This window comes from Bdellovibrio bacteriovorus, from assembly GCF_002208115.1.
GTDB classification, from domain to species: domain Bacteria; phylum Bdellovibrionota; class Bdellovibrionia; order Bdellovibrionales; family Bdellovibrionaceae; genus Bdellovibrio; species Bdellovibrio bacteriovorus_C.
On record NZ_CP020946.1, the window covers coordinates 2,274,617 to 2,296,345 of the forward strand.

General features: G+C 51.3%; 16 protein-coding genes. 14 read left to right on the forward strand and 2 right to left on the reverse strand.

Going from position 1 to position 21,729, the window contains the following annotated elements; all coding sequences use genetic code 11:
- The first annotated feature begins 224 nt into the window (after positions 1-224).
- The 14 genes from pilM to B9G79_RS11005 all read left to right on the forward strand — a co-directional run bounded on the left by pilM (position 225) and on the right by B9G79_RS11005 (position 16,871).
- On the forward strand, positions 225-1,892 hold the full coding sequence (gene pilM / locus B9G79_RS10940) for a pilus assembly protein PilM (RefSeq protein WP_088565531.1): 1,668 nt from the start codon (positions 225-227) through the stop codon (positions 1,890-1,892).
- Positions 1,889-2,584 carry a hypothetical protein gene (locus B9G79_RS10945; RefSeq protein WP_088565532.1) on the forward strand — a complete coding sequence of 232 codons (696 nt, stop codon included), beginning with the start codon at positions 1,889-1,891 and terminating at the stop codon, positions 2,582-2,584. Before pilM ends, B9G79_RS10945 begins: the two co-directional genes overlap by 4 nt.
- Positions 2,584-3,549, forward strand: coding sequence for a type II secretion system protein GspN (gene gspN / locus B9G79_RS10950; protein WP_088565533.1), 966 nt, complete (start codon positions 2,584-2,586; stop codon positions 3,547-3,549). Before B9G79_RS10945 ends, gspN begins: the two co-directional genes overlap by 1 nt.
- 162 nt (positions 3,550-3,711) lie before the next feature.
- On the forward strand, positions 3,712-4,143 hold the full coding sequence (locus B9G79_RS10955) for a single-stranded DNA-binding protein (RefSeq protein ID WP_011164062.1): 432 nt from the start codon (positions 3,712-3,714) through the stop codon (positions 4,141-4,143).
- A 202-nt stretch (positions 4,144-4,345) separates the two neighbouring features.
- Entirely contained in the window at positions 4,346-4,735 is a 390-nt protein-coding gene (locus tag B9G79_RS10960; RefSeq protein WP_088565534.1) for a hypothetical protein, read from the forward strand.
- Positions 4,736-4,748: 13 nt separating this feature from the next.
- Entirely contained in the window at positions 4,749-5,660 is a 912-nt protein-coding gene (locus B9G79_RS10965; protein WP_088565535.1) for an outer membrane beta-barrel protein, read from the forward strand.
- A gap of 145 nt (positions 5,661-5,805) precedes the next feature.
- A complete protein-coding gene (locus B9G79_RS10970; protein ID WP_088565536.1) occupies positions 5,806-6,306 on the forward strand; it encodes a hypothetical protein in 501 nt (166 codons plus the stop codon).
- A 200-nt stretch (positions 6,307-6,506) separates the two neighbouring features.
- Positions 6,507-7,811: a PepSY-associated TM helix domain-containing protein gene (locus B9G79_RS10975; protein ID WP_088566862.1), complete on the forward strand. Its 1,305-nt coding sequence runs from the start codon at positions 6,507-6,509 to the stop codon at positions 7,809-7,811.
- Entirely contained in the window at positions 7,808-8,995 is a 1,188-nt protein-coding gene (locus tag B9G79_RS10980; protein ID WP_088565537.1) for an MFS transporter, read from the forward strand. Before B9G79_RS10975 ends, B9G79_RS10980 begins: the two co-directional genes overlap by 4 nt.
- Positions 8,988-10,739 carry an IucA/IucC family protein gene (locus B9G79_RS10985; RefSeq protein WP_088565538.1) on the forward strand — a complete coding sequence of 584 codons (1,752 nt, stop codon included), beginning with the start codon at positions 8,988-8,990 and terminating at the stop codon, positions 10,737-10,739. Before B9G79_RS10980 ends, B9G79_RS10985 begins: the two co-directional genes overlap by 8 nt.
- Positions 10,736-11,713, forward strand: coding sequence for a GNAT family N-acetyltransferase (locus B9G79_RS10990; RefSeq protein WP_088565539.1), 978 nt, complete (start codon positions 10,736-10,738; stop codon positions 11,711-11,713). The genes B9G79_RS10985 and B9G79_RS10990 overlap by 4 nt, the downstream gene beginning before the upstream one ends.
- On the forward strand, positions 11,710-13,458 hold the full coding sequence (locus B9G79_RS10995; protein ID WP_088565540.1) for an IucA/IucC family protein: 1,749 nt from the start codon (positions 11,710-11,712) through the stop codon (positions 13,456-13,458). The genes B9G79_RS10990 and B9G79_RS10995 overlap by 4 nt, the downstream gene beginning before the upstream one ends.
- Positions 13,455-14,732 carry a lysine N(6)-hydroxylase/L-ornithine N(5)-oxygenase family protein gene (locus B9G79_RS11000; protein WP_088565541.1) on the forward strand — a complete coding sequence of 426 codons (1,278 nt, stop codon included), beginning with the start codon at positions 13,455-13,457 and terminating at the stop codon, positions 14,730-14,732. Before B9G79_RS10995 ends, B9G79_RS11000 begins: the two co-directional genes overlap by 4 nt.
- 9 nt (positions 14,733-14,741) lie before the next feature.
- Positions 14,742-16,871 (forward strand): TonB-dependent receptor, encoded by a 2,130-nt coding sequence (locus tag B9G79_RS11005; RefSeq protein WP_088565542.1) that lies wholly within the window; start codon positions 14,742-14,744, stop codon positions 16,869-16,871.
- Here the strand turns inward: B9G79_RS11005 and B9G79_RS11010 are convergent, their stop codons facing one another.
- On the reverse strand, positions 16,872-19,466 hold the full coding sequence (locus B9G79_RS11010) for an ATP-binding protein (protein ID WP_232468581.1): 2,595 nt from the start codon (positions 19,464-19,466) through the stop codon (positions 16,872-16,874).
- Positions 19,453-21,669 (reverse strand): RelA/SpoT family protein, encoded by a 2,217-nt coding sequence (locus B9G79_RS11015; RefSeq protein WP_088565543.1) that lies wholly within the window; start codon positions 21,667-21,669, stop codon positions 19,453-19,455. Before B9G79_RS11015 ends, B9G79_RS11010 begins: the two co-directional genes overlap by 14 nt.
- Between the last annotated feature and the right edge of the window lie 60 nt (positions 21,670-21,729).

The following is a 21,729-nucleotide window of genomic DNA, read 5'->3' on the forward strand; positions in this document are numbered from 1 at the left end:
AAAGGGGAACAGCCTACATCCCCAGCGCCAAGATGCAGGTCTTCTGTGCAAGGAGCCTTGGTGTATAGCCCTAAGTTCGCGGCCTTCGGTGGCGCATGGATGCGCGAACCGCAGCGAAGCTGCGGCACCGACCGAGCCCGGACGGCGTGCCGCTAACTTAGGGCTATACACCAAGGCGATCCTCGCATAGACTTAGACCAAAGCCAGTTCATGGAGGAATTGCTTTGAAATCTCTCGGCATTGACATCGGATCCAGCAGCATCAAGGTTGTTGAAGTGCAGTCCACTTCAAAGGGCTTTCAAGTCACTCAGTTCATGGAGCATCCACTCGGAATTTCTCCAGGCGCTGATCAGGAGCTTGAAATCCTTGAGTATTTGCGTGACCTCTCCAGTCTTTATGACCCGTCACAAACTCGTTTTAACTTTGCATTGCCACAAAATCGCGTGGCGATCCGAAACAAGTTCTTCCCGTTCAATGACCGTATCAAGATCTCCAAATCTCTGGCCTTTGAGCTTGAAGAAGACCTGCCGTTTTCATCTGACAATGCCATCTTTGATGCCAAAATCATCCGCACGGTAGGTTCTGGCGCGGAAGTTCTGGCCTGTGCGGCTCCGAAAATCCATGTGCAAAATCTGATTCAGCGCGCGCAGGATTCCAACATGGATCCATTCATCATTTCCTCTGAAGGCACGTCCTTTGCGAACGTGTTCGAACGCTGGAATGAAGCCCCACCCGCTTTGGCGGCCCCGGCGCTGGGTTTGGATGAAGAGGTAAAACCGGTTCGTCAGATCAGCATCACTTTGAATATCGGCCACAGCCGCACCCTGGTGTGCGCTTTTGAAGGCAGTTCTTTGATTCAAGTGGGTTCTATCCTTTGGGGTGGTAAAAATATCGCCGATGCCATCGCCAAGAAATACGAAATTCCGTACATCGAAGCGATCAAAGAGCTTCAGACCAAAGCTTTCATTCTGACCAACAAACAGGGTGCCACTTTCGATCAAGTCACATTCTCGGACACAATTGCCAAGTGCGTCCGCGAAATGGCGCGTGATCTGCAACTGGCGATTCTGGAACTGAAGAGTGAATTCAACGCCCAGATCAACAACATTCACCTGACCGGTGGTGTTTCCCAGATTCAGAACCTGGGCCCGTTCCTGACTCAAGTTCTGGAAGTTCCGGTGAACCGCGTGTCGGTTCTGGATCAGATCCCGAATGTGAATTTTGAACGCTCGGCTTACCATGGCGCTGTTTGCGGTGTGGCTTTGGGTCTGGCGATTGAAGGCTTCAAAAAACCAAGAAATCCGCCTTTGAACTTCCTGCGTGGTGAATTCGCCAAAGAAAATCACCAACTGAAAATGTTCTGGGAAAAATGGGGCTCCACGATCAAAGTGGCGACGGCGGCTTTGGTGGTTCTGTTTGTGTATTCCTCCCTGCGTGAAAGCTTTGCTTTAAGCCTTGCCGACCGCACTCAGGAAGTGCTGAAGTCCCAGGCCAAGTCCGTGGCGGGACTGAAAGGCCGTGCGGCTTCTGAAAACGGCATTCGCAAGTACATCCGTGACAACAAAAAACGCGCCGCTGATCTTAAGACTCTGGCCAGCGTTGCCAATATGAATTCCGCCCTGGATATCGCCAAAAAGATCAACGATGCGGCTCCGCCGAAATCCTCGATCACTTTGGACATCCACCAGATGGCGATTCAGGATGCACAGGTGACCTTGCAGGGTTATGTGAACTCTCCGCGCGAGATGAGCCTGCTGCAACAAGCCCTGACCAACGTTTCCACAGACGGTCAGGTGAAAAGCGGCCAAAGCACTTTGGGTACTCTGCCCGGCCGCACCGCTTTTTCATTCAGCTTCAATGTCGATCGCAATGTTGAGAAGGTGACAAGATGAGCAGTTTTGATGATTTGAAAGAAAAACTTGTCAGCGACGCCCGTGTGACCTGGGAACGCATCCAGGAAAGTGGTGCTTACAACCAACTGCGCGACCGCTATGAAAACATGACTCCGGCCATGCAAAAGCTCACGCTGGTGGGTGGCGTGGCGCTGGTTTCTTTGATCATCCTGTCCATTCCCTACGGCAAGTACACTCAGTCCAATGAATACGTCAGCGAATTTGAAAGCAAACGCATGACCATTCGCGAGTTGCTGAAAGTCAGCCGCGAATCTTCGGAAGTTCCGCAAATTCCGCAGGCACCCAGCATGGACATGATCCGCAACAATATCGACAACCAGATCAAAGCGGCGAATCTGCTGCCGGAACAAATCAAAGGCACCGAGATTCAGGAAAACAACTCCAATCTGGTTCCTAAGAATCTGACCGAAGGTCTTTTGCAGGTCAGCCTTGCAAAGCTGAACATCCGTCAGGTGCTGGATCTGGGTTATCAGTTCCAAAGCATCAATCCCAGCGTGAAAATGAAAGACATGGTGATGACCGCCAACCGCGAGGACAACCGCTATTTTGACGTGGTTTACAAGCTGGTGGCCCTGGCCGTCCCGGCGGCTCCGGCACCGGAAGCCCCAGAGCCGCCTTCCCGCGGCAACCGCTTTAAACGCAATAACAACAATGACAGCGGGGACGAATAATGGAGCAGTTTCGTCAGTTGCTGAAATTGATCCGCGAAAGCAAAGGCAAGATCTTTGTCATGGTGGTTTCCGCCCTGGTGTTTGCTTTCCTGCTGTTCCCGTTTGATGACCTGAGTGATTTGATTTCATCCCAGGTGTCCCGTCTTTCCAACAACTCCGTTTACGTGCAGTTCGAAAAGCTGAAAATGAGCCTGTTCCCGCAACCGGGTGTAAAAATGGATCAAGTCTATATTGAATCCATCAGAACTCCGGCGATCTCGGCGACGGAGCTTGTGATCACCCCGTCTGTTCGCGGCCTGATTCAACAAAAACCTTACGGCCATGTGTCTGCGAAGGGTTTGTTGAAAGGGGACGTCGATGTTCAGGTGGGTAAAGGCAGCAAAACCGAAAACGGTGCCGAACGCCACAAGATCGAAGTCAGCGCGAAGAAGATTTCCCTGCATGATCTGCGCGAAATGGCGAACCTGCCAATTCTGCTCAAAGGTCAGTTGAATCTTGAGTCGACGGCTTTGGCTGATCTGACTTTCCAGGAACAGCCTGATATCGAGATGAATCTTTCCATCAATCAGTTTGAACTTCCCCCTTCCAACGTGAACACCCCGATGGGGCCATTGACGTTGCCGGATCTGAAACTGAGCACGGTGGAACTGAAAGGCCGTCTGGCCGCCGGACAATTTGTGATCGAAACTGGTACGATCGGAAAACCAGGTGATGAGCTTTACGGCACTATCAAGGGCAAGATCGGCCTGACGATTGTGAATCGTGGAAACTCTTTCGGTCATCAGATCGGCGCTTACAATATCGAAGTGGACCTTAAAACCAAACGCAGCTTCCAAGAGCGCGCGGCTTTGTTTTTGACGTTCATCGATGGTTACAAAACACCGACCTCCGAAGGCTCTCAGTACAAATTCAAGGTTTCCGCCAGCAACCCTATGATGCCGCCAAGCATCGGAGCTGTGCGTTAGTCCGATTTTTAGATCCCCCACCAGCCCCGCTTAAATTAACTTGATGCGGGGCTCTGCCTAAATATTGCTCACCCTCTTCACAATACAAATCAAGAGCGAAGTCCTTATTGACTTCAACCCGGTTCTGACAAAAAACGGACTGGTAAATTAAGTGGAGGGAATATGTCCGGAGTAAATAAAGTTATCCTTGTAGGCCGTTTGGGCGCTGATCCTGAAGTTAAAGCTATCGGCAGTGGCAGCACTGTGGCGCGTTTGAACCTGGCTACAAGTGAGTCATGGGTAAAAGACGGTCAACGCCAAGAGCGCACTGAATGGCACCGTATCACTGTATGGGGCAAATTGGCTGAGATCTGCGGCAAACACCTTTCCAAAGGCCGTCAGGTTTACGTAGAAGGCAAATTGCAAACTCGTCAGTGGGAAGACCAACAAGGTCAAAAACGCTACACGACTGAAATCGTGGCTTCCACAGTTCAGTTCCTGGGCGCAGCTGGTGGCGAAAAATCCTCTGGCAACTCTATGGGTAACGACGATTTCAACTTCCAAGATTTCGGTCCGGAGCCTAGCTTCAACTCTAACGACGAAATTCCTTTCTAAGGGATGAAAACGGCCCGCCTGCTGCGTTGAATGAGCTTCGTCCTCATCCAGCGTAGCGTAGGCTACGCCTCCTTGCGGGCGAAACTCATCCGCCTTGCATTCAGACCATTTTGATCCCTTAGTGATTTTTGGGATTAGCCTAAAGCCCTGAAGTAATTCGGGGCTTTTTTTTTGCCTTTTAAGTTCTTATAATTAAAGGGCTATGAAAAGTTTCATGCTTTCCTCCCTTTTTGTGGTTTTACTCAGCGGTTGTACAATCTACCGCTCGGAGGGTCGTAAGCAGTTTGAATCCGAAGCTCCGGGTAAAGTCGCTGCCGCCTCTTTCCAGTTGGTCAGCTGCAAAAAAGAGGGCAAACTTGAAACCTGGTTCAACGAGGAATTCCCTTCTCACACCTACGAACTTGTTCTTTCGGAAACAGATCTGGAGATCTGGCGCACTCACCGCGGTGAAGTGGTTGAAGTCAAAGCTTTGCAAAAAAGCGAAAAGGCCACGCAGTCCTGCATCTATCAGTTCGCCAATGAAACCGTCTGGACACTGTACAAAGATCAATTCATCCGTGAACTTGAAAACAACCTGATGACTCTGGAATAGAAGAGGTCCCCGAGTGAATTTCAAAAACCAGCTGTGCGCATTGAGTCTTCTGCTTTGTTTTTCCTCGACAGGCCTTGCCGCATCGGTTTCTGCAGTCAAAGGGCAAAAAGTTCTGATCAACCTGGATGGCGATACCACCGAGGTGGGTGAAGAGTTCTATCTGATCAACCCGTCCACGCAAAAACGGTCGGCCATCATTCGCATCAAACAAGTCAAAGGCACCAAAGCTCTGGGCGAAATCGTCCGCGGCAAGGCTGCCGACGGCTTTACCTTGCAGGCCAAAGCTCCATCCGCCATGTCGGCTGACGCCCCTCCAGAAACGCCTGAAGAGGCTGCCCCTAGGCAAACCAATGCCACCGGCTATTTGCGTGTCCTGAAGGATTCCTGGGGCGTTTTGGGCGGCTATATGATGAACTCCATGGACGCCGAGATCACCTATCGTGACAGCTTCGGCATCAGCCAGAAGGCCTCCGCCAGCATGTCCGGCACCGGCTTTGGCTTCGGCGGCTTTTATGACTATGCCCTGAACAACAGCCTGGTGGGCCGCGGGTATGCGGCGATGGAACAATTCAACGTCACAGGCAGCACCACCGAAGCAGCTTGTAACAGCAGCACCACGTGTGATGCGAAAATCAATTATTTGTCTTTGTATGGTCTTTTGAAATGGTACCCAATTCAGGACAAGTACCGTGTGTGGCTTGGTGGTGGCATGGGCTATCTGCTGGCGCTTTCCAAGTCCTCCACTGCGTTGAATGAATCAGAAATCTCCACCAATCAGGTCTTCACTTTCGGAGGCGGTTTGGACTGGCAGATGGATCGTAAAAACTACATTCCGGTCAGTATCGAATACAACATGTTCCCGGCTTCCGACACTGTGAAAGCCAGCATGATTGTGATCAAAGCCGGATGGGCCTGGAATCTGTAAAAATACATCTTATTTCGGAGTCAGTAATTCCTGAATTGATAACCCGTTTATCAATAGATTCTCATTAGATTTCAAAAGTTGACCCCTGCCCGCTTTAATTTTAGAAACCACGCCAGTTCATTAAAACCTCAATTTAGGAGAAAACATGAAAAAATTCGTACTGGCACTAATGATGGTTCTTCCGTTCTCTGCACAAGCCAACCAAGACCTGGTTCTTGATGGCGAAAGATGGTTGGCAAAATTCACAGCTTACGTTTGTGACGATGGCAACACTCAAACAGCCACTCCGGTTGATATCTCTTCCCGCAACATCATCTTCACCACTGCATCTGCAGACTACTCTTTGGACAACATCCTTCTTAAGGCGACTTACACAGAAGGTGACTCCACTTGCAACTACAGCACTTTGATGTTGGCAGACAACGCTCTTTGGACAGTTTCTTTGGTTAACTCCAAAGCTTATGCAACTTCCGGCACCTCTGACTGCTCTGCTGGTAAAGCTTACCTTGATCAATTGCTGGCGAAAAACGACTACAAATACCTTCACGGTCGCGTCGCGGTTTACGTTCCAGTTTCTGACGCTCAAGACCTGTGCGATTCTGACAAAGTGGGTATCCACATCCAGGTTACTGGCCGCGTAAAGTAATTTTACCGTCACCCTGACTGGTAAACCTCAAAAACTCCCATACCTAAACGGATGGGAGTTTTTTTATTCCCAAGCCTCCCTCACAAAGACCCTCCAATATTTTCTCAATACGCTTACATCCACTCTGAAAACTTGCCCCCTCTGTCGCCCCATATTAAAACCAACCGATCCTAAATGACTCTTATTTGCAGGAAGACTTTGTGAACGGACGGCTTTTTAAAATTCTCTATAAAATCCACATATATGTGGGCATTTTCGTGGCCGTACATCTGTTCGTTCTGATCCTGACCGGAACCGTGCTGATTCTGAAGGACGAAATTGAAGGCAATGCAGGTCACGGCGAAGAACACCACGCCGAGGTGATTCCTGCCATGGACGTCCACCTGGAAAAAATCCTGCAAAAGTACCCTGGGGACCGCCCGCAATCCTTCAACATCGAAGAGGCCGACCACGATGTCGCGCAACTTCGCATGGGTTATAACGGCGCAAAACTTTTCCGTGAATCCCACCGCGTGTATTTCAACGTGCACACAGGTGAAGAGGTCTCTGCCCCGAAAAAATCTGACGGCGTGATGGACTTCATCCTGCGCCTGCACCGGGAGTTCCTGCTGGGTTCCAACGGCAAACTGTATGTCGGCTTGATCGGCGTGCTTTATGCCTTCACTTTGCTTTCCGGATTCTTTATCTACGGAAACTTTGCGCGCAAAACAAATTTCGGCGAAGTTCGTCGCGGTTCCACCCGCGCCACCATGGGTGATCTGCACCGCTTTATCGGCATGACCGCCTTTGCGTGGAGCTTGATGATCGGCGTGACCGGATCGTTCCTGGGCTTTTCCTCCACCCTGATCAAAGTCTTTCAGTACAGTGAACTGCAAAAGCTGAACGTTCAGTATCCAACAGCTCCGCAGGCGCCGCTGGCGTCTGTGGACAAGGTGATCGCTTCGGCGCAAAAAGCGCTGCCGGAATCCACCTTCGACTTCATGGTGTTCCCGGACACGCAGTTCTCGCCTCCAGGCCACTTCATGGTGCTGATGCATGGAAACACGCCGATGACCGAGCGTCTGGTGGAACTGGTCATCATTGATGGCGTCACCGGTGAACTGACCGAAGTGCGTCAGCTTCCGTGGTATCTGAAAGTGGCGATGCTGTCAGAGCCTCTGCATTTCGGAAACTATGGCGGTCTGTTCCTGAAAATTTTGTGGGTGATTCTGTCTGTGGCCTCCTTAGTGATGCCGGTGTCTGGAATTTACATCTGGTGGAACCGTCGTCGCAAAAAAGCACCCGCCCCTGCTGCCAAAGCCACTTCCGTGCAGCCATGGAAAGGGGCCCTGTTTAAAAAAATCTACACCGTGCCGGTGATCCTGTCCGTGTTTTCGACTGCGGCGGTGATCGGAAGCTTCCTGATTCAGGGGGCTCTGAACACGGTATTCGTGGCCGCTCTTGTCGTTCCCGTATCCATCGTCGTTTACTTCCTGATCTCGTGGTTGAAAAAGGGAGCTCAATGAAGAAACTGAGCGCCCTGGGACATTTAAACACCACCACTTTCAGCGCCATCCAGATGATGACCTTCACCTTGATTCCGTTCATCGCGGAAAAAGGGAGTTTGAGTTTATCTTCTGTGGTGCTGAGTTTCAGCGTGGGCAGTTTTTTGTTCCTGTGGTCCAGCCCCTTCTGGGCATCTCGCAGTGACAACTGGGGCCGCTTGAAGGTTTTGTCTGTCGGCATGCTGGGACTTTTCATTTCCACCGCTATTCTGACCGCTGTGCTGATGTCACCGGGGGCTCACTGGGTGAATGAGCTGGCCGTATGGGGCAGTCGCCTGCTTTACGGTCTGACCGCCGCTGCGATCGTGCCGGTGTCCCAGGCTTTGCAGATTGATCAGCACCCGGAACAAACTCCATTAAAATCCATGCTGTCCAATTCCATGAGCCTGAATGTCGGCCGCGCTTTGGGGCCGTTGTACCTGCTTTTGGGTGGTGGCTCCAACATGCTTCTGGTTTTGCAAAGCACGACGGCGTGGGCGTTGGTGGTATTTGGCTTAAATTTACTTGGCATCACACAATCCGAAGCTCCGAAGGCCACAAAAACTGAGCGCATTTCTTTGGTTGAGTGGAAGTCCGCTTTGCACCACATCGCCGATATTTTTTCCCTGGCAATCTTGTTCACAAGCTTTGTGGGCATCTTGAATTTCTCTTTGGCTTCCATCTTGAAAAAATCTTTCGATCTGACTTCGGTGGATTCCAGTGTCCTGATGGCAAAATTGCTTTTGGTCAGTGCGATTCTGGCTGTGGTTACCCAAGCCCTGGGTAAAGTTCTTTTCAAAAATCCATGGCAAGGCGCCATGATCGTGGGCGTAGCCACCTTGTTCGGTGCAAGTCTGATCTTGGGTCACTTGGGTGGCTGGCCACAACTGTGGGTGGCGATTGTTCTGTTGTCTGTGGGGCTTTCCCTGATTCCACCGTGCTACATGGCTTTGATGGCCACACGCGGACCTGAAATGCAGTTTGGCCGTCGTGCCGGGCTGGCAGCAGCTGCCAACACTTTGGGTTACACCTTGGGTGGCGGCTTGGCGGCTTTGACTTTTAAAATGGATCTTTTCGGCATTGAAAGTGTGATGACCGCGTTGGTTGTGGTCATGGCCCTGAACATTGCCCTTCTTTACAGACGTCGCGAGGCGGTCTATGCATAACTTCAAAGAACTTTCCCTGAAACACACGGTCTCTTGCTTTATGAATTCCCTGTTCCGGGAATATCAGAATTTTTCTTTTGAAGCAGGAACCACCCCGGAAAAAACCGCTGTCATTTCGGTGGATCTGGAAAATGGCATGGAGGTTCTGATCCCGTTAAGCAAAAAATCCCTGTTGGGGCGCCACGAATATGTCGGCACCTTCTATCTGCGCCAGGGTGCTGAACTGAAATCCGTGGACTTCAATCAGGCCGTGAATGAGCTTTTGACCTTCCTGTGCAAACACTGGGAACAGGATCTTTCCAAAAAAGACCTGTTCATGGGGCGCCTGGAAAACAGTCTGCACAACATGGAGCTTTCCCTGAAAGCCCGTGAAAAAGACATCGAACACATCTATTCCGGCAAAGTCAGCTTTATCGAAGCCGAACAGGGCCTGATGGTCGGTCACAACTTCCACCCCTATCCAAAAATGCGCGAAGGTTTTGATGACCGCGATTTTAAGATTTACTCGCCAGAAATGGGCGGCCACTTCCCGCTGCACTGGTTCTTTGTAAAGCCCGAAGTTCTGCATGTGCAAACCGCGGAAGCCTTTGCCACCAAGAACTGGACTGAGAAGCTGTTCCAGGCCGAAGGCGCGGGCCGCATCCCTGAGGGCTTCATCGCATTCCCCGTTCACCCCTGGCAGCGTCAGCACCTGCTGAAAAATGCCACTGTTCAGTCCTATTTTGAAAAGGGTCTGATTGTGGACGCCGGCGCGCCTTCCACAAAAAGCTGGCACCCGACGTCTTCGCTGCGTTCGATCTATGGTGCTCACAGCCCGTACATGCTGAAGTTTTCTTTGACCGTGCGACTGACAAACTCCATCCGTCATCTGACCGATGTGGAAGTCGTGCGCGGCCTGCAAGTGTACGATGTGATGTCGACCACCGTCGGAAAGAAATTCCTGAACGAAAATCCGCAGTTTGAAGTGATCTTTGAACCAGCCTTCGCCGCACTGAAAACCGCCGATGGCAAAGTCATCAACGAAAGCATCGTGGTCTGCCGGGAAAATCCGTTCCAGCAGGAAATCCCGGGCGAAGAAAATATCGTGGTTTCCACACTGGCCCAGGACAATCCGTTGGGTGGCGAGACCCTGATCTGGAAACAGGTGCAGAAGCTTGCGAAAGACTCCGGTAAAAACCTGAAAGACGCCAGCCGCGAATGGTTTAAGCACTATATGCAAGTGGCACTGCAGCCGTTTATCACAGCCCAAAGCGAATACGGTATTTTGCTGGGCGCGCATCAGCAGAACATGATTTTGCGTATTTCCAGAAACCTCCCAGTCAAAGCGTACTTCCGTGATTGTCAGGGTACGGGCTACAGTGAACACGGCTACAATCTTTATCACCAAGACGTGGCAAGCCTGACCCGTGAAAACGGCAATATTCTGGATAACAAGGGCAATATTCTTTTTGCTTACTATCTGCTGGTGAATTCAACCTGGAATATTCTGGCGGCCCTTTCACACCCTGAAGGAGCCAGCGAAGCTCAATTGACTGCCGACATGAATGATTTCATCAGAGGTCTGTACAAACCAAATCTGCCGGATACAAGTTTCCTGGATTATGTGACCAAAGATGCGCGCATCTGGCAAAAAGGTAATTTCATCTGCAGTCTGCAAAGCCTGAATGAAAACACCGTGGCCAACCCCTTAGCTATTTATAATTTGATCGACAACCCTATTTCTTTCTCTGGAGCCCTGTCATGAACATCCAATTCTCCACTTATGCCTGCGCCACTGGCCAGGCGTTTAACGTACAAATCGAAAGCACAACGGGCCTTCTGAAAACGGACAAAGTTCAAGTCCCTTTCAAAGTTTCTGTCGACGGCGACAATGCCACCCTGACTGCTGAAACCGCTTCAGGTGTTGAGTCTTTGGCGATTCTGGAAGCACTCTTTAACAAAAACACTTCGTTGCAGTCTGTGACAGTCACCAACTCCAACCCGGAACTGCAAACCCTGGTGGGTGCGAAAGCGTCTCCGTTTGCCGTGTCCCGTGATGAATTTTTCCAACTGCGCCCTCTCTGGGTTCACAGTGGATTGACGGCGTTGACTCCGGAAAAATGGACCGTCACCAAAGAAGTGGCCCACCCGGTTCGCCCGGCAATCACTGAAGGTCAGATTCTTTACCGCCGCACACTGGCTGACGGCAAAGTTTTGACTTTCCGTGTGGCGCATATCGAAAAAGACCTGGATATTTTCCACGAATGGCACAATCAGCCGCGCGTGTTGAAGTTCTGGGAGCTGGACAAACCCAAAGAAGAACTGCGTGATTACCTTGCAAAGGGTCTGAAAGACGGCCACCAGTTCCCTACGATTCTGGAATTCGACGGCGTCCCAGTCGGATACTTTGAGATGTACTGGACCAAAGAGGATCGCCTGGGACCTTACTATGATTCCGAGGCCTTTGACCGTGGTTTCCACTTCCTGATCGGCGACGTCAGCGTGCTGGGCTTTGCCAACACCGACGCGATCTTGAAGTCCGTGTGCCATTACCTGTTCCTGGAAGAGCCTCGCACCCGTAAAATCATGGCCGAGCCACGCTCGGACAACGTGAATGTTCTGAAGTATCTGGAAACTTTCACAGCGTGGAAGAAACTCAAAGAATTCGATTTCCCTCACAAGCGTGCGGCGTTGCTGGAATGCCGTCGTGAAGCCTTCTTCGGGGGTCGTTACCTATGAGTTCGCAGGCCGACTGGAAAAACATCAATCTGCAGATGATTGCAAAAAGTCTGCAGGAACTCACCTATGAACAGGTGATCAGCCCCGTGGCCACCACCACGCGGGATGAATCCGTCGTCGGCCCTTATGAACTGACTTTGGCCAATCAGGCTGTTTACAAATTCAACGCGTGGCGCGGCCTTTGGACGGATCTGAAAGTCGATCCGGCGTCCATCACGCGCAATGGTGTTCCTGCTGAAAGTGCGGGCCAGTTCTTTATCGACAGCCAAAAAGAAACCGGCATGGATGACATTATCCTCGCTAATTTCCTGGAAGAAATGCACAACACTCTTTATGCGGACTTGCGTGTTCTTGAGCTGAACCGCCGGGTTTCTTCAGACGACATGACCAAATTCAGCGGCGAAAAAGTTCAGACCTTTCTAAAGGGGCATCCGAAAATCCTGCTGAATAAAGGCCGCATCGGCTGGAGTGCCGCAGATCAGGATCTTTACGGACCTGAAAACGCCAAACCGGTTCAGTTTTACTGGTTGGCGGTGCGCAAAACCCAAACTCTGGAAGGACTGGATGCCCGCCTTTCCTGGGATGACGTTTTGAACGAATGCCTTTCGGACAAAACGGCATTTGAAAAAGAGCTGGCCGCAAAAAACATCGCAAAAACCGAATACCACTTTGTCCCGGTTCATCCGTGGCAGTGGGACCGCTATATCAAAATTCAGTATGGAACGGATCTGGCCTGCGGTCACATTCACCTCCTGGGTGCGTTCGGAGATGAATACCTGCCGCAGATCAGTCTGCGCACGTTCAGCAATATCACCCGCCCCGGCAAGCTTGATATCAAACTTCCGATCACGATTCTGAACACTTCCGCCATTCGTGGGATTCCGGGCAAGTACATGCAGCAAGGTCCTTCCTTGAGCACTGCCCTGACCGAGCTTTGCCAAAAAGATGACATCCTTCAAGGGGTCACCGTGCTGGAGGAAAAAGCCGGGCTGTCGGTCAGCCATGGCCTGTACAGCCAGATCGGCCAAGCCCCTTACCGCTATAACGAACTTTTGGGAGTGTTGTGGCGCCAAAGCTCGGACTTCCACCTTGCTGAAGGCGAAACCGCCATTATCGCTGGCAGTCTATTTCATCGCGACACCATGGGTAAGTCGCTGCTGGGCGCTTACGCCAAAGCGTCAGGGCTTGATATTGGCCAGTGGCTTTCCCAGTACTTTGAAAAAGTCTTTATCCCGCTTTACCACCTGCAGGCCCGTTATGGGATCGGCTTGGTGGCCCATGGGCAGAACGTGGTCATCCGTCTGAAAAACTCCACACCGGTGGGGGTCTTCCTGAAAGATTTTCAGGGGGATCTGCGCCTGAGTGATGACTCTGGCTCTCTTTCCGGCTTCGATCTGACCCGATTACCGAGACATTATCTGATTCATGATCTTTTGACTGGTCATTTAGTAACGGTATTACGTTTTATCTCTGAAACTTTGCAAGAATGCGATACATATCCCGAGATTGAATTCTATGCCGTTTTGGGTAGGACCCTGGAGTCCTATCTGGCGAAAAATCCGGAGATCAGAGCTTTGAACTATTTTGGCAAAATCGACCTTCTTCAGAACACCTTCCACCGCGTTTTGGTGAACAAAGTCCGCTTCAAAATCGGCTATGCGGATTCTGCCGAGCGCCCGCTGCCGATCCTGGGTGAAGATCTGAAAAACCCCGTGGCATTAGCTCTGAAAAAGGGGCGCGTATGAGTGAAAACAAACACTACGACCTGATCGGTATCGGCATTGGTTTGTTCAACCTGAGTCTGGCGGCCTTGCTAAGCAAGACTCCGGATGTGAAATTCCGCTTCTTTGATCGCAAGCACCGCTTTGACTGGCACTCTGAAATCATGTTCGCGGATTCTGAAATGCAGACGTCCTACATGAAGGATCTGGTAACGGCCGCTGATCCGACGAACCCATTCAGCTTCATGAACTTCCTGGTTCAAAAGGGTTTGTTCTATGCGTTCCTGAACACCGGACGCCAGACGATCACCCGTCGTGAATTTGAAATGTACTGCCAGTGGGTCAGCCAGAACATGCCTGATCATCTGAGCTTTGACAGCGACATCGAGTCCGTCAACTATGACGGCAGCAAATTCATTCTGACCATCAATGGTGAAACTTTCACCGCCACCAACATCTGCATCGGTACGGGCCTGGTCCCGCACCTGCCGGAATTTGCTGAAGCTCTGGAAGGACCGGACGTCTTTCACGCCAAATCCAGTTATCTGAAACTGCTTGATGCCACCAACAAAGATGTTGTTGTCGTGGGCGGTGGTCAGACCGGTCTTGAAATCTTCCGCAACTGCCTGCAGGGCAAATGGGGAAATCCTAAAAGTTTGAAACTGATTGCCAGCCGTCCGAATCTGGAGCCGCTGGACAATTCTCCGTTTGTGAATGAATACTTCACCCCGGCTTATGTGAAGGAATTCCTGCAGTTGGGCCAGGATCAGAAAGATCCTATCGTGAAATATCAAAAACTGGCCAGTGACGGGAACACTCCGGAGTATCTGGAGACCTTGTACCGTGAGCTTTACCAGTTGAAACACGTCTGGGGTGACAAACGCGAGATCGAGATTCTGCCGTTCCGCCGCGTGACGGAGATGGCAAAAATCGGCGACCGCTACAAGCTGCACATCCAAAACGGCTTCAACGGGCAGTCCGAAACAGCCGCGGCTGACGCTGTGGTGCTAAGCACAGGCTTCCGCGTGAACATCCCGGCTTTGATTGATCCTTTGCGTCCGATGATCAATTTTGATCAGGACGGTCGCTTCCAGATGAATCAGGACTTCCAGGTTTCCTGGAATGGATCTGAAAACAATAAAATCTTTGCGCTGAACTTCAGCCGCCATGGTCACGGGATTTCTGAGCCCCAAACCAGTCTGATGGCATGGCGTTCAGCCCGTATCATTAACAACCTGACTAAAAAGAGCATCTTTCCTATCGAGAAGGCTGTGCCCAACTTTATTACTTACATCTAGAGAGAAACAATGAAACGCATCATCACACTTCTGACTGTCTTCCCGCTGATTCTGAACGCCCAGACTCCGGCCAATGAAGGGACCTCAACAGAGGAATCCTCCACTCTGGAGGCCGTGCAGGTTCAAGGGACTAAAGAAAACAAATCCTATCAGGAAAGCACCGAAAGTATTTCTGTGGTTCCCGGTCGCGAACTGGATTCCCCGATTCAGTCTGATTCCATCCAGGCCCTGAATGCGGTTCCCAACGTTTCCATCAACAAAAACGATGACAGCTTCAGTATCCGTGGTGTGAACAACACGGGTGTGACCGGATTCCAGAAAGACAACCTGTCCTCTATTTTGGTGGATGATGTTTTCCAGACGGATCTGGCGGTGAAAGCCGGCAGCTTCGATTTGTGGGATGTCCAGCAGGCGGAAGTGTACCGCGGCCCTCAGTCCACCACCCAAGGGGTAAACTCTTTGGCTGGCAGCATTTTGCTTTTCCATAACAAGCCAGCAGATCAGACCGAAGGCGCGGCAAAGCTGGGTTATGGAAGCTTCAACCGCATCGAAGCGGGTGTGATGACCAACAACGTATGGCTGGATGGAAAACTGCTAAGCCGCGTGTCAGTGAATCACGAGCAGGGTGATGGTTTCATCAAGAACATCAAAACTGACAACAACAAATGGGGCAAAAAGTCCAAAGACCATCTGGGTCTGGATCTGACCTACAAAATCAACGAAACTGACTATGTTCGCTGGAACACCAAGATCATGCAGAATGAAACTGGTGGCAACTATGTGCAAAGCGCCAACCCGTTTGACTATGAAGTTAACGAGGACGTGGACTTTGACAGCAAAACCACCAACCAACAGACCAGCCTGCGCTATTTCGTTAAGCTGAACGACAACTGGACGAATGAAGTCATCGGCGCCTATTCTCAGGCGAAAAACGATGAAACCAGCGATGCCGATGGCACTGCCAACCCGACTGCGGGTGTTCGTACGGAAGAACACAACGACCGTTTCGTCAGCGTGGAAAACCTATTGAAATTCCAGAACGAAAAAGTGAAAAACGTCCTGGGCTTCCATGCGCATGATTACTATTTGAAGGACAACGCCAGATTCGACATCCTGTACCCCCTTTCCGCGTCCGTTTACACTCCAATTGCTTCAAGTCAGGTGACGGACAAGTATCGCACCGTATTCGCCCTGTTTGATTCATACCTGTGGAAATTCACTGAAAACCAGTCCATTAATCTGGGCCTGCGCTATGAATTTGTAAAAAACAAATACGGCGCGGACGTCTCTGCCACCCGCAAACAGAATCTTGGTGCCGGCACCAATGCCGCGGTCGATGCTTATCTGGACAGCGTGACTGGCAGCTATGAAGACGAAGAAAACAACTCGATTGTGCTTCCTAAGGTGGCGTACATGCTGACTCAGGATCAGCACAGCTACGGCATCTCTTACACCGAAGGTTATCGCACCGGTGGTTTGTCCATCAACCGCAAGCGCGTTCGTGTTGACAGCTACGACCCGGAAAAAACCGGCAACTATGAGCTGTCTTACAAGTATGCGGCCTCCAACTGGAACTTCAGCTCCGCGGCTTTCTACACGGACTGGAAAGACCAGCAGGTCATGGTTCAGTTGTCGAACGACCCGTTTGACACTCAAGTGGTCAATGCGGCGAGCTCGGAACTTTATGGTGCCGAAGCTGAAATAAACTGGAAGCCGGCGTCCCGTCATGAATTCAATCTGGGCGGGGGTTATGTAAAAACACGCTTCAAAGACTTTGTGAACGGCAGCAAGGATTACACGGACAATGAATTCCCATTTGCGCCCAACTGGACCGGACGCCTGTCTTACGGTTATCAAATCAGCCAGGACTGGAATGCTGCAGGTATCTTCAGATATTTGAGCAAATCCTATGGTAATGCGGAAAACACGATGGATTCACCGGAACAGTTCTATCTGGATCTGCTGGGGCAGTATTCATTGGCTGCCTGGAGCATGAACGTGGATCTTTACGTGCGCAACGTCCTTGATACCCGCTATGTGATCTATGATCGCACAAGCTCTATTGGCGGCCAGTCCGTCAGCTACAATCAGGTCAACTCACCACGTGAGCTGGGTCTGCGTCTGAATTATTTCTGGTAGTTATTGTTTAACCGGAAGCCAGACAACAAAACGTGTTTGTTTGGCTTCTGTATCCAGATAGAATTTCCCATCATGGGATCTGACGATCCCCTCCGAGATACTCAATCCCAGCCCCACGCCCTTGCCGACTTCCTTGGTCGTAAAGAACGGCTCCATGATCTTTTCACGCAGGAATGCCGGCACACCCGGACCGGAATCAGAGACTGAAATCTCGACACCATCACTAACGGCTTTGGCTTCCACCACCACTTTGCGGGTGCCGACAGACTGAACTGCGTCTGCCGCATTATTCAAAAGATTCAAAAGCACCTGGGAAATCTGATAAGGCCGTACGAACACTTTCAGGTTCGGCTCAAGCCGTGCAATCAGATCCACCCCTTCATGGCGGAACTTATCTGAACAAAATGCCAGGGTGTCATCAATGATCGCATCCACGGTCACCCATTCCATGTCCCCGTGGTCTGATTCACGAGCGTAATAGCGCAGGCCTTTGACAATCTTGGCAATACGCTGAGTGGTGCTTTCAACCACCTCCACACGCTTTTGCACCTCAAGATCTGCGGCAAGCCCGCGAGCCCCCAGCAAACGGCGCAACACGCCCACGTGACCATTAATGATGGTCAATGGATTGTTGATCTCGTGCGCGATTCCAGCGGCCATTTCACCCAGTGAAGCCAGGCGGGCGCTGGCAATGATCTTGTCTTCTTGTTCTTTGATCTGCTTTTCGCGCTGACGTTTTTGCGTGACGTCTTCCACCACCGCCAGATAGCCCGTGGTGTGCCCGTTTTCATTGATGACTTTTCCGATAAACAGCTGCCCCAGGAAGCGGCTGCCCGAACGATGCACATACACCCACTCGGAAGCGGCATTAAAGCCAGCATCAAACATGGCGTCGATAAATTCGACTCCCATTCCGACCGGACGACTCAAGGCCCCTTCCAGTTTCAAGCGCATTAGTTCCACATCCTGACGGTCATGGAAAATAAAGGGATGCTCTTTGCCGGCAAGTTCTTCGGCTTTCCAGCCGGTCATTTCTTCTGCGGATCGATTCATTTCGCGCACGATGCCGTTTTCATCAAACGAGATCATCATCAATGGCGTGGCATCCATCGCGGCGGACTTCCAATCCACCATGGCGCGGGCGCGACGACGAAGCTCTTCAGCGCGACCAAAGAAACTTAGCGCCAAGCCCAGCAACACAAACAATCCCACGGCGAAAACCAGAACGACCGAAGGCACCGCGGATGTGTTGCTGCGGATAACCCCGCTGGATGGAGTGAAAGCGATCTCCCAGTCCACACCCATGTTGCTATAACGAATGCGAGTCACCCAGTCGCGGGACAAAACAGGGTCCCACTCGGTGCTGCGATAGATTTCCTGCCCGTCTTCATAAAGGGCCACATGATAACCTTCAATGCGCGCAAAACGATCCAAAAATGCGCGGATATCAATCCCGGCACTCAGCATTCCAATAAAGACCGAATTTTTATAAACCGGAACCAACATGCCAAAACCGCGGCCACCGGATTTCATCTCGATCACGCGGGAAATTCGCGATTCATGGGTCTGGCGGGCCAGATCCAGACTGCGGCGGATTTCTTCAGAACGCCCCATCGCTGTGTTACGAATGTCCCGACTGAATTTATCCATCGGGTACAACCAGCGCAGCATCAGGTTCTGATCAGCCCAGGCGATACGGCGGATGCCTTTGAATTCTTCATAGTAAAACTGGGCATCCATGGACCACACGTGTTCGTCACGATAAGCCCCGACCGCCATACGGCGAGCCATCTGTTGCAGGGCTTTTTCCAGCGGAATGAAAGTCCCGTCAAGTTTGGCGCGGAAGCTTTCTGCACGGGATTGCGTGACACTGCGATTGCGTTCAATGTCTTTCAGAAGCAACAGCTGCCAGATTCCCACCGCGATCAGAACACCAATCATCACCACGTACATCGGCACCACGGCCGACTGTGCGTTGTCTTCTTCCTTGATCACACGCCCCAGGCGCACAATCTTGGCCCCTGCCAAAAGCATAAAGCACAGTGACGTATGAATCGCCATGCGGGAATGAGTCCCCCAGCCATATTCAGAACTGAAATTCAGGAAGTACCCCAAAAAACCCAGGATCGCAAAACCCAGCACCAACGAACTGCCGGTGATGCGCACCATGCGGCGAGCATAGGACTTTCCGGACACCAGCCCCATCACACCCATCAGCAGCATGCACACGGAAGTACTGACTGACATGCGCCCCGGCGAACTGACCCCAAGGTTATAGAATGGCTGCACCAGCGCCTGATCTATTCCCAGATCAACACCGGTCAGAAACTGGGTCAGATTCACCGCCGCCAGAGCGACGACGAAGATCGAAGCATAGACCGAGATGCCCCTAAAACGGCTGTCCGAGAAAAGAATAGAGATCGCCAATGCCGCAAGCCCCAGCGCGGTGTTGATCACCATCGGGGCAAAATCAGAGCGAATTTGAATGATTGCCGGGTCCCGCAGAATCCATCCGAAAATCACGGTGGAAGCGATACCCAGCACTGTCAGAGCCATCAGGAAATGAAGATTCTTCCTGATGTTAGTGAATAACACGGGTGACCCCAATGATCCCCTTGATCTTCTGAATTTCAAAGACCGCCTGATTCAACTGGCTGGCGTTCTGAACGCTGACCTCGAAGTTACACACGGCTTTTTTATCCTTGGTCGTACGAATTTGGGCTGACTGAATGTTGATCCCCTGCTGGGCAAAGGCCTCTGACATCAGTTTTAGCAATCCCGGCACGTCTTGGGAGATGATCTTCAGGCGCACGATGCGCTCCTGACCTTCTCCGGCTTGTTTCACGTTCCAGGTCACATCGACTTTGCGAAGTTGATCGAATTCAAAAGCTTTGCGGCAATCGCTGCGATGAATGGAGATACCCCGGCCACGGCTGATAAAGCCCACGATCGGATCCCCTGGAATCGGATGACAGCACTTCGCATAGTGCACCAGCACGTCATCCATGCCATCAACGCTGATAAGAGAATTGGTCTTGCGCGTTTTTTGAGTCGCGGCACGCATGACTCTTTCCATAAAGGTGGAGTCTTCGGTTTTCGCCGCTTCTTTGGCGATGTTTTCCGGGGAAAGTCTTTCCACCAGAATGCGCGTTTCAAGTTTTCCGTAACCGACGGTCACGTACAACTCATCCAGATCTGCCAGGCCGTGATCTTTCAGGTACGCCTCAAAGGCCGGACCTTTCAGATATTTTACGGCAGCCATGCCGAACTTGCGGAATTCTTTTTCCACCAGTTCTTTACCCAGCATGATCGCACGACGGCGCTGTTCTTCTTTGACGAAGGCGCGGATTTTGGATTTGGCTTTATTGGTAACTACAAACTTCAACCAGTCCTTGGAAGGCACCTGGGTTTTGGAAGTAACCACTTCCACGGTGTCCCCGTTTTGAAGCTGGTATTTCAAAGGCACCATCTTGCCGTTCACGCGGGCGCCGACGATGCGATTGCCAAGCTCCGTGTGAACCGCGAAAGCAAAGTCCACCGGTGTGGCACCTTCCGGGAACTCACGCACATCCCCTGTCGGAGTGAAAACGTAAATTTCCGTTTCGAACAAATCTGTTTTAACCGTATCCAGGAACTCATCAGGATTGCGCACGTTCTGATGCCACGACACCAGATCACGCAGCCAGTTGGCCTGTTGCAGATCGCCGTCATCCATCATTTTGCCGCGCTCTTTGTACTTCCAGTGAGCGGCGATACCTTTTTCCGCAACCAGATGCATTTCACTGGTACGGATTTGAATCTCGATACGTTCCCCGCCCGGGCCCATGACGGTCGTGTGCAGGGACTGATAGTTATTGGCCTTAGGCATGGCGATGAAGTCTTTAAAACGACCCGGGATGGGCTTCCACAAAGAGTGGACCAAACCCAGAGCGGCATAACATTCCGCCACAGATTCCACCAAAACACGGAATGCCAGAACATCGTAAACCTGATCGTAATCGATGTTACGGGATTGCATCTTGCGGTAGATGGACCACAAGTGCTTGGAACGTCCATACACTTCATAGCGGAAACCGGCTTTGTTAAGCTCTTTACCGATAAGCTGTTTTACTTCCTCGATATAGCGGTTTTGCTCGGCTTCCGTCTTTTTTATCTGCTGAACAAGTTCATAGTACATGTCCGGGCGATAGTAGCGGAAGCAAAGGTCTTCCAGTTCGATCTTCAGCGCACTGATACCCATGCGCCCCGCCAGCGGACAGTAGATTTCCAAAGTTTCAAGCGCGATACGCTCTTGCTTTTCAAACGGCATGAAATTCAGGGTGCGCATGTTGTGCAGTCGATCGGCCAGCTTGACCAGAACGACCCGCACGTCTTTCCCCATGGCCACAATCATCTTGCGGATGTTTTCACCCTGCTTTTCGTGGCTGTTTTTGAATTTCATCTGACCGATCTTGGTCACCCCGTCCACCAGATGCGCGATCACATCCCCGAACTCGCGGCGAATGTCTTCCAACGTGGCCGCCGTGTCTTCCACGGTGTCATGCAAAAGGCCGGTGGCAATGGTGTCCAGATCCAGGTGGAAGTCCGCCAGAATAGCGGCAACAGAAAGAGGATGAGAAATGTAAGGCTCCCCGCTGCGGCGGATTTGTCCTTCGTGCATTTTCTCAGAGAATGAATAGGCCTTCTCAATAATTTTGAGATCCGCATTCGGATAATAGATGCGAATGCGTGCCAGCAGATCGTCGACTGTTTTGACCGGCTTGTTGGTTAAGCCATCCTCTTTCAGGAAATTAAACATATTCCCTATAGCTTACCTGACCCCAGAGGGGTGTCCAACGAAGAATTACAGGCGTCCAGA

What these genes read in the sequence shown, in the direction of transcription:
- B9G79_RS10945 (WP_088565532.1), top strand. Translation starts at nt 1,889, where the DNA reads ATGAGCAGTTTTGATGATTTGAAAGAAAAACTTGTCAGCGACGCCCGT.
- gspN (WP_088565533.1), top strand. Translation starts at nt 2,584, where the DNA reads ATGGAGCAGTTTCGTCAGTTGCTGAAATTGATCCGCGAAAGCAAAGGC.
- B9G79_RS10955 (WP_011164062.1), top strand. Translation starts at nt 3,712, where the DNA reads ATGTCCGGAGTAAATAAAGTTATCCTTGTAGGCCGTTTGGGCGCTGAT.
- B9G79_RS10960 (WP_088565534.1), top strand. Translation starts at nt 4,346, where the DNA reads ATGAAAAGTTTCATGCTTTCCTCCCTTTTTGTGGTTTTACTCAGCGGT.
- B9G79_RS10970 (WP_088565536.1), top strand. Translation starts at nt 5,806, where the DNA reads ATGAAAAAATTCGTACTGGCACTAATGATGGTTCTTCCGTTCTCTGCA.
- B9G79_RS10980 (WP_088565537.1), top strand. Translation starts at nt 7,808, where the DNA reads ATGAAGAAACTGAGCGCCCTGGGACATTTAAACACCACCACTTTCAGC.
- B9G79_RS10985 (WP_088565538.1), top strand. Translation starts at nt 8,988, where the DNA reads ATGCATAACTTCAAAGAACTTTCCCTGAAACACACGGTCTCTTGCTTT.
- B9G79_RS10990 (WP_088565539.1), top strand. Translation starts at nt 10,736, where the DNA reads ATGAACATCCAATTCTCCACTTATGCCTGCGCCACTGGCCAGGCGTTT.
- B9G79_RS10995 (WP_088565540.1), top strand. Translation starts at nt 11,710, where the DNA reads ATGAGTTCGCAGGCCGACTGGAAAAACATCAATCTGCAGATGATTGCA.
- B9G79_RS11000 (WP_088565541.1), top strand. Translation starts at nt 13,455, where the DNA reads ATGAGTGAAAACAAACACTACGACCTGATCGGTATCGGCATTGGTTTG.
- B9G79_RS11005 (WP_088565542.1), top strand. Translation starts at nt 14,742, where the DNA reads ATGAAACGCATCATCACACTTCTGACTGTCTTCCCGCTGATTCTGAAC.
- B9G79_RS11015 (WP_088565543.1), bottom strand. Translation starts at nt 21,669, where the DNA reads ATGTTTAATTTCCTGAAAGAGGATGGCTTAACCAACAAGCCGGTCAAA.